Annotated in this window: 7 protein-coding genes; 4 read left to right on the top strand and 3 right to left on the bottom strand. The window is 71.5% G+C overall.

From position 1 onward, the window contains the following. Positions 1-667: 667 nt before the first annotated feature. On the top strand, positions 668-1,288 hold the full coding sequence (locus tag ACWDYJ_RS35305) for a carbohydrate-binding module family 20 domain-containing protein (RefSeq protein ID WP_451569700.1): 621 nt from the start codon (positions 668-670) through the stop codon (positions 1,286-1,288). A 95-nt stretch (positions 1,289-1,383) separates the two neighbouring features. Here ACWDYJ_RS35305 and ACWDYJ_RS35300 read toward each other — a convergent pair whose 3' ends face one another. Continuing rightward, positions 1,384-3,801 carry a SpoIIE family protein phosphatase gene (locus tag ACWDYJ_RS35300; protein WP_451569699.1) on the bottom strand — a complete coding sequence of 806 codons (2,418 nt, stop codon included), beginning with the start codon at positions 3,799-3,801 and terminating at the stop codon, positions 1,384-1,386. A 1,048-nt stretch (positions 3,802-4,849) separates the two neighbouring features. Next, a complete protein-coding gene (locus ACWDYJ_RS35295; protein ID WP_451569698.1) occupies positions 4,850-4,978 on the bottom strand; it encodes a hypothetical protein in 129 nt (42 codons plus the stop codon). Positions 4,979-5,268: 290 nt separating this feature from the next. On the opposite strand from ACWDYJ_RS35295, the gene ACWDYJ_RS35290 reads away from it, so the two are divergent. Continuing rightward, positions 5,269-5,898 carry a hypothetical protein gene (locus tag ACWDYJ_RS35290; protein ID WP_451569697.1) on the top strand — a complete coding sequence of 210 codons (630 nt, stop codon included), beginning with the start codon at positions 5,269-5,271 and terminating at the stop codon, positions 5,896-5,898. Positions 5,899-6,279: 381 nt separating this feature from the next. After that, positions 6,280-6,735 (top strand): tellurite resistance TerB family protein, encoded by a 456-nt coding sequence (locus tag ACWDYJ_RS35285; protein ID WP_451569696.1) that lies wholly within the window; start codon positions 6,280-6,282, stop codon positions 6,733-6,735. Positions 6,736-6,988: 253 nt separating this feature from the next. Here ACWDYJ_RS35285 and ACWDYJ_RS35280 read toward each other — a convergent pair whose 3' ends face one another. After that, on the bottom strand, positions 6,989-7,393 hold the full coding sequence (locus ACWDYJ_RS35280; protein WP_451569695.1) for a BlaI/MecI/CopY family transcriptional regulator: 405 nt from the start codon (positions 7,391-7,393) through the stop codon (positions 6,989-6,991). A gap of 204 nt (positions 7,394-7,597) precedes the next feature. Here ACWDYJ_RS35280 and ACWDYJ_RS35275 point away from each other — a divergent pair. After that, positions 7,598-8,046, top strand: a 449-nt coding sequence (locus ACWDYJ_RS35275) for a TerD family protein (protein ID WP_451569694.1), incomplete at its 3' end; no start/stop codon positions are given.

The following is an 8,046-nucleotide window of genomic DNA, read 5'->3' as shown; positions in this document are numbered from 1 at the left end:
CCGCGTCGACTCCCTCCTCCGCCTTGCGATCGCACGCACCAGGCCCCACCGGCCCCGCCCTTCGGGCGGCCGGAGCTACTTTGACGACACTCCCTGGCGCCCGCCACCCTGGGCCCCTACCGCCGACGCGGCGAAGGTTCTCGGGCAGCCGCCGCCCCAGGGACCGGCTCCGCTGTGACTCCGGCTGATGCGCATGCCGGCTGGGTGTTCGCCGGAAACCGGCCAAGCCATCCGGATCGTCGTGGTGCGGGTCCAGGCATGTTGCTGAGTGACGCCCAAGGGGCCCGCATCAAGCCGTTGCTCCCGGACCGGGGACCGAAGCGTGGTGGCCGATGGCGTGATCAGCGGCACGCGGCCGGGGCCCCTCACGAGGGGGCTCCATGGGGCGGACCCCACTTCACCATGTGTCCGGGGGTAACCACCGCCGCGCGCTGCCAAGCGGCGACCTGGCGGGCTCCGCCCGGGACCGCGGCGACTGATGGCGCAGCGAGCGGAGCTCGACACCGCTTGCCTGATCGCTCGACAGCTCTGCCACGATGCCACGGACCTTCCCCGCGCAGCAGCGCTCAGGGCGCCCGCGCATAAGTTCTGAAACTTGCTGCAAGGATTTACAGCTCTCGGTACGCTGCTGGCACTGCCCCTCTCCTCCGGCGGAAGGACCCCTCCCATGCAGGCGCCGAGAAGCTGGCGCGTCGGCATCGCCGCGGCCGCACTGGCCGCCGCCGTGCTCCTCTCCAGGGGTTCGGCCTCCTACGCCACGGACGCCCCGTCACCTTCGCCGGTCCGCTTCCAGGTCACGGCCCTCACCGAGTGGGGCGACCAAGTGTTCGCCGTCGGAAGCGTTCCGGCACTGGGCTCCTGGGATCCGGCGCACGCGGTGCCCCTCGACGCGCACGGTTACCCGACGTGGAGCGCCGAGGCCGTCGTACCCTCCGACTCGCCCGTCGAGTACAAGTACCTCGTGAAGGAGTCCGACGGGACGATCACTTGGGAGAGCGGCCCGAACCGCCTCTTCCGCCCCCGGCCCGACTCCCGCGTCACCGCCCAGGACACCTTCCGGCTCACCCCCGGCACGTCGGCCTCCGGCATCGCGCCGACGTGCGTCACCTGGTCCGAGACCTGGCGCTACACCTCCGTCTTCAACGGCTGCGACGGCACCTACGGTCTCCAGGTGCTCTACCAGGACGGCAGCAGGTCGGCCTGCCGGGCGGTGGCCGCCGCCATGCCCGCCACGTTCGCGGGATACGGCCCGTACGAGAACCACGCCGTGGCCGTCAGCCACTGCTGACGACGACCGACCTGCCAGGACGCCCGCCCCGGCCTCCCCCGGTGGGCGTGCGTCTGGTCGAGCACTCCCCTCGGAGCCGCCCGGTACGCCACGCGCTACCCGACATGGCCCTCGGTCGTCGGCCGCTTCACCGAAGGCATGGCCTGCTCGGCCCAGATGATCTTGCCCGTGGCCGTGTAGCGGGTGCCCCACTGCTGGGTTGTCTGCGCCACGATGAACAGGCCCCGGCCGCCCTCGTCGTCACCGGCGGCGTGCCGCAGGTGCGGGGAGGTGTAGCCGCTGTCGGACACCTCGCAGATGAGCGTCTGATCGCGGATCAGGCGCAGCTGGATGGGGCCGGCCGCGGCATACCGAATGGCGTTGGTGACCAGTTCGCTCACCACGAGTTCGGTCGTGAAGGCCAGGTCGTCGAGTCCCCAGGCGAGGACCTGGTCAGACGCCGCGGCCCGCGCCCGGCCGACGGCCTGGGGGTCGGCGGTCAGCTCCCAGACGGCCACCTGGTGCCGGCCGAGGATCCGGGTGCGGACCAGGAGCAACGCCGCGTCGTCGTCGGCCGGGCGCGGCAGCAGGGCCCCGACCGCCTCGTCGCCCAGGTCGTCCAGGGGCCGCGTCGAGTGGCTCAGGACCGCGCTCAGGACGCCCAGTTGCTCGTCGACATCGCGGTCACGGCCCTGCACGAGGCCGTCGGTGAACAGGGCGAGCAGGCTGCCTGGCGCAAGGGTCAGTTCCGCGGACTCGAAGGGCAGGCCGCCCAGCCCCAGCGGCGGAGCCGACGGCAGCTCGGGAAACGTCACCGTGCCGTCGTCCGGGTCGACGACGGCGGGCAGTGGATGCCCGGCCCGCGCCATCGTGCACGTTCCGGACACCGGGTCGTACACGGCGTAGAGGCAGGTGACACCGAGGGCGTCGTCTTCCGGCATTTCCTCGCCCTCGATGCGCACCGCGGCCCGTTCGTTACCGCCCTGGGTGACGAGGTCGTCGAGACGGGCGAGGAGTTCATCGGGGGCGAGGTCCAGCCGGGCCAGCACGCGCACGCTGGTGCGCAGCCGGCCCATGGTGGCGGCGGCGCTCAGGCCGTGCCCGACCACGTCCCCCACGACCAGTCCCACCCGGGTTCCGGACAGAGCGATGACGTCGAACCAGTCGCCGCCCACCCCGGCCCGGCTGTCGGCGGGCAGGTAGCGGTACGCGAGCTCCACCGCGGACAGTTGCGGCAGCATCCTGGGCAGCAGGCTGCGCTGCAGCACGAGGGCGGCGGCGTGCTCGCGGGCATACCGGCGGGCATTGTCGATGCAGACCGCGAGCCGCGCCACGAGTTCGTCGGCCACGGCCAGTTCGCCCTCGTCGAACGGGTCGGTGCGGTGTTTCCAAGTGAAGGACACGATGCCCAGGTCGGTCCCTTCGGTGCGAAGCGGTACGGCCAGCAGGCCCGGTTCGCGAACCGGCCGGACGGTGGTGGCCGGGGCACAGCCATCGGCGGAGACGGCGGAGACGGCGGAGACGGCGGGGTGTACGGCGGGGGGCTCCTCGTGAGGCCATACCCGCAGCATCCGGGTGTCGGGCACGGCACCGGGGCGCGACCGGTCGCCGTGGAGCACCGTCTCCAGCAGGTCCACCGTGACCGCATCGGCGAACCACGGGGTCGTCACGGCGGCGAACTCGCGGGCCGTGCGGCTCATGTCAAGCGTCGTACCCACACTCCGGCCGGCCCGGACCAGCAGGTCCAGGCGCTGTTGGGCGAGGTAGCGCTCGGTGATGTCGACCGTCTCCTCGCACACGCCCAACGGTGATCCGGCCGGGTCCTCCAGCCGGTAGTACGAGCACGACCAGACGTGGTCGCGGTCCGGAGCGGAGGGCGGGCGGCCCCGGTAGTGCAGTTCGATCACGGGCTCGCCGGTGGTGAGCACCTCGCCCATGACCTCCTCCAGCGTGTCGGGCATGCCGGGAGAGACGATCACACCGTGCGTGACCATGTCGTCGGGGCCGACTCCGGCGTAGTCGGCGGGCCCCATCTCCTCGTAGAGAGCGGCGTTCGTCCACACCACGCGCAGCCGCGTGTCGTAGATGGCCAGACCGACGGGCGACTGGGTGGCCAGCCCGCGCAGCATCGACTGCAGGGCGTTCCACTGCTCGGTCTCGCCGGCCTCGGCCATGGCGAGCAGGCGCGCCGGTCGCCTCCCGACGGCGCCGCTCAGATCACTGCCGCCGTCACCGCCCGGCTCCTCGCCGCCGGGCGACAGGGGGAGGATGGCAACCGCAGCCCGCTCGCTGTGCCCGTCCCGGTGACGCAGCCGCAGCACGCACCGCATGTCCGGCGAGAGTTCCGGCGCCGCGGCGCCGATCACGAGGCCGGCGAACTCCCGGCCGAGCACCTCGGACGCCCCGTACCCGAGCAGCTCCGCGGCCGCCGGGCTCCAGCCCACCACCCGGCCCTCGCCGTCGAGCACCGCAGTGGCCGCCCTGGACACATCGAGAGGGCCATGCAGTTCACCGAAGCCGGGGATCTCGCTCACGACGCCTCCCCCCATTGCGCTGGCCGAGGCGTGACCGGCGGCGCGACGCCATCGGGGCCGGTGGCCTCACCGGCCTCGCTCGGGGCGGGAAGGTTCCCGGGCCCGCTCCCGTCCAGGCAGCGGCGGCAGGGTGAGGCCCACCGGCTGTTCCCCGTGCGGGTGGGCGGTCGGCGCCGCGCTCCTGGAGCCGGTGGCGGTCGACGCCGCCCGCGACCGCCCGCGGAGGCGGCCCACACGGCTTCCGCGATGTCCCCGGCGCGTCAGGCCGGGCGCCGGCGGGCACGCGGCTGGAGCCGAGCGTGGCGCAGCGTCGCACGCCCACCTCGACACGGGCACGACGGACGGCCGACGCGGACGGAACCCGTCCTCCGTCGTCCGGCTCCCAGGTCACGCCTCTCTCCCGGTCACACAGCCAGGATGCCCCTCCCCCCGCGGCTGCCGCATCCGGACGGCCGTCGGCTGCTCCCGGACACCGCGCCGCAGCACCGGACGAATGCCCGGCAGGGCGAGGCGGCCGGCCCGCTCTGGCCAGGGGGACCCACCACTCGCCGCGCGGCGAGCCGCGACGCACTGCACGCCCCGGCCCTGAAGCACGACGGGCTGGGCGGGTGCCTCGTGGGCCCGTTTGCCGCCTGCCTCGATGCTGATCAGGAACGCGCGGGCCGTGCGGTCCGGGGTGTGCCAAACCTCTGCGGGGTCCGAGCCCGATTCGGGTGTTGTCACGGCCCGGGAGGGGGCCGCACGGCCTGGGCAAGCCCCATTCGGGGGCTTGCCCGGCGTCGCCGCCTAGGTCTTGCCCGACGCTCAGCGCTGCCACAGCGGGCCGGCTTGCCCGGTCCGTCGCGGTGTCCGCAGCGTCCCGAGCGCTCGATGCCGGGCCGGCCGGCGGTGTCAGCGACGTCCAGAAGGAGCCGGGTCACCTCCATCACGACGTCGGGACTGCTGTAGCGGGAGTCCCGGGTCATGCCGCGCGGGACGGGTGTACTCGCAGACACCGCCGTCTTGCGCACCGACGGAATCCCCAGGACGGACAACGGCGGCATCTCCGCTACGCGGCCCGCACCGACCTGCCCGCCACCACCGGAGCCAGGCTCCGCGGCGGCACCTGGCTCACCGCGGCGACCAGCAGGTATCCGGTGACGGTGCTGGGGGCCGGAACCGCCAAACGCCTCGGCATCGGCCACGCCCGACCCGACACCCGGGTGCTGGATCGGCGGCTGTCGGCGTCCTCGGCGCCACCGCCCACCCCAGGCCCCCAACGGGGTCAAGGTGTCCCGGCCCTCCGATGCCCTGCCGCCAAGCAGGCCGCGGGCAAGGCCTTCACGGGACTACTGCTCGGCCTCGGCGCGGTGGCGCTGGGCCGGGGGCTGCTGTACCGCCTCCCTCCCCTGCGAGGGCACAGCCCTCGGCCCTGCTGACCTCGTTGATACCTTGCTCCCCCTACCTGTCTTCGTTCAACGGGGGACCATGAGCCAGCACCAGCCGCCGCAGCACAACCCGTACAACCAACCTGCCGTATCCCAACCGCCCTTGGGGTACGGTGCCCCGCCGCCCATGCCGGGGCAGGCGCCGGTGCAGCCAGGTTGGCCGATGCAGCCACCCGGCCAGCCGTACCCCCACCCCGCGCCCTTCGGACAGCGGCCGAACCCAGGCCACCCGGTGGGGGCGTTCTTTCTCGGGCTGCTCGCCTCAGTCGTCGTCTCTCTGCTCTACAGCGGCATCATCCTGGCCACATACGAAGACCAGTCGGAAAGCCAGGCGCACACCCTTTACATACTCCACGCCCTACTCAACGGAGTGGCTGTCGGCGTCCTGGTCGGCCTCGTGGGCCGTCGCAGCAACGGCGCCCGGATCGGAGCGGCCATCGTGGCTCCGCTCGGCGCCTTCTTCGGCTACACCAATGCGATACCGCTCATCATCGCCGAGCGCGAAACGCCCGCTGTTGTCGGCGACATGATGGAGGTCGACCCCTTCTTTCCGGCCAAGGCCTGGTGGGGTAGCCAGAGCGATACGGAATGGCTCTCCCTGTTGGGCCTCGTAGTCGCCGCGGCAGCGGCCTGGGGCCTCGCCTACGCCATCGGCAGGAGGCGAGGCTGACTCGAACGGCCGACAGCGACGACGATGGCCGCCTGCGCGTGGCAGATCGTGCGGCGCTCAGCTTGTGGTCGCAGGTCAATTCGTTCACGAGTCGGGCGAGTTCGGTACGTTTGCCGGTCAGTCAGTGCGGCGTGGAGCGGCGCCTGTAGCTCGTCGGTGAGGCGCTCGGCACGCTGCCATCGGTGCGCCGCTGCCGGCCTGGCTGTCGAAGTCGTCGACGAGGTCGGCGACTTCTCCGAGGGCGACGACGAGGAGACCGAAACGGACGAGAGGCCTTAGGCGCCAGAGGTCGCCCTGATAGTTTCTACATGGCTGTAGAAATCGTGGCCGTTCGAGAGGCACCTCCAGCTCGGACCGCCCCCTGACGCACATGGAGTTCTCGTGGCCCTGTGGGATCGCATCAAGGAATCCGCATCGACGATGCAGATCCAGCTCAACTCCAAGAAGAACGACCTGAAGAGCGGCGCATTCCGCGACGCCAGCATGGCGATGTGCGCCCTTGTCGCCGCTGCCGACGGCACCATCGACCCCTCCGAGCGGCAGCGGGTCGCCCAGCTGATCGCCACCAACGAGGTGCTGCAGAACTTCGACGCCACCGACCTTCAGCGCCGCTTCGACGACAACCTGAACAAGCTCACCGCCGACTTCGACTTCGGCAAGGTCAGTGTCCTCCAGGAGGTCGCCAAGGCGAAGAAGAAGCCGGCCGAGGCCCGTGCCGTCATCCAGATCGGCATCGTGATCGGCGGCGCCGACGGCGACTTCGACAAGACCGAGCAGGCCATCGTCCGCGAAGCCTGCTACACCCTCGACCTGCCGCCCCACGAGTTCGACCTCTGAGCCGCAACAGCACGGAGAGGGCCTGCCGCGCCATGCGGCAGGCCCTCTCCGGCTCTGCTGGAGCGGGTGGCGGCTGAAGGATGGAGAACAAGGTGACTGCCCGAATTCGCCGAGGACAGCGCCGAGACGGTGGTGCCGGCAGCGGCCCCCCAAGGTTGCTGCGCCCGGGTGAAGGTGGTGTTCGGCCAGGCGAGCGACAGGCCAAGCGGTCAAGGGCAGTACCAGCGGCAGAAGACGAAGACCCCCCTACCTGTCAGTCTTGCCCTTCGCCGGGCGCTTGCGCCAGCAGTTCCCGCAGTGCCCGCTCGTCGCCGGGCGACAGGGCGGTGACGAAGCTGGCCAGCACCGCTTCCCGGTCCGCCTCGGCGTCCAGTACCTTCCGCATCCGCAGCGCCGCCAGTCCCGACTCGTCCGCCACCGGTGTCCACTCGAAGGAGCGGCCCGCGCGCTTGCGGGCGACAGCGCCCTTGGCGTGCAGTCGGGTCAGGATCGTCATCACGGTGGTGTACGCGAGGCCGCCGCCGAGATGCTCCTGAACCCAGGCCGCGTTGGCCGGTCCCGGCGCCGCGTGGAGAGCGGCCAGTGCCTGGGCTTCCAGCTGGCCCTGGCCCCGTCGGCGGGAATGCTGGGCGGCACCGCCGCTGATCTGGTCCGTCATGCCGTCACCTTCCCCGCCTCCTGGTCCCGCCGACTGACGCGGGCGGTTCATCGTACTGATCCGTATCCCTGGCCGTCCGCCGGTGTTCGCGGCTGTCAGCGTGGGTCAGCCACAATATTTCTACACTAATGTAGATTTCAGGCTCCGACACCTGGTGCCCCGGGACCCCCGCGTTCCGGTGCCCGGACACGAGAGGGATGCGACATGGGTGTGAGCCTTTCCAAGGGCGGCAATGTCTCGCTGAGCAAGGAGGCCCCGGGCCTGACCGCCGTACTGGTCGGCCTGGGCTGGGACGTCCGCACGACCACCGGCACTGACTACGACCTCGACGCCAGCGCGCTGCTCGTCGGCGAGTCCGGCAAGGTCGCCTCCAGCGGCAACTTCGTCTTCTACAACAACCTCAAGAGCTCGGACGGCTCGGTCGAGCACACCGGTGACAACCTCACCGGAGAGGGCGAGGGCGACGACGAGGTCATCAAGGTCAACCTCGCCCCCGTCCCCGCGGACGTCACGAAGATCGTCTTCCCGGTCTCCATCCACGAGGCCGAGAGCCGCGGCCACAGCTTCGGCCAGGTCCGCAACGCCTTCATCCGCGTCGTCAACCAGGCGGGCGGCACCGAACTCGCCCGCTACGACCTCTCCGAGGACGCCGC

It is taken from the genome of Streptomyces sp. NPDC003042 (genome assembly GCF_053591315.1).
Note: the sequence above shows the minus strand (reverse complement) of the source record. Positions and strands in the feature narration are given on the sequence as shown.

Excerpts from the sequence above, each read along its gene's own strand:
- ACWDYJ_RS35280 (WP_451569695.1), bottom strand. The coding sequence starts at position 7,393 with ATGACGGACCAGATCAGCGGCGGTGCCGCCCAGCATTCCCGCCGACGG.
- ACWDYJ_RS35305 (WP_451569700.1), top strand. The coding sequence starts at position 668 with ATGCAGGCGCCGAGAAGCTGGCGCGTCGGCATCGCCGCGGCCGCACTG.
- ACWDYJ_RS35290 (WP_451569697.1), top strand. The coding sequence starts at position 5,269 with ATGAGCCAGCACCAGCCGCCGCAGCACAACCCGTACAACCAACCTGCC.
- ACWDYJ_RS35295 (WP_451569698.1), bottom strand. The coding sequence starts at position 4,978 with ATGCCGAGGCGTTTGGCGGTTCCGGCCCCCAGCACCGTCACCGGATAC.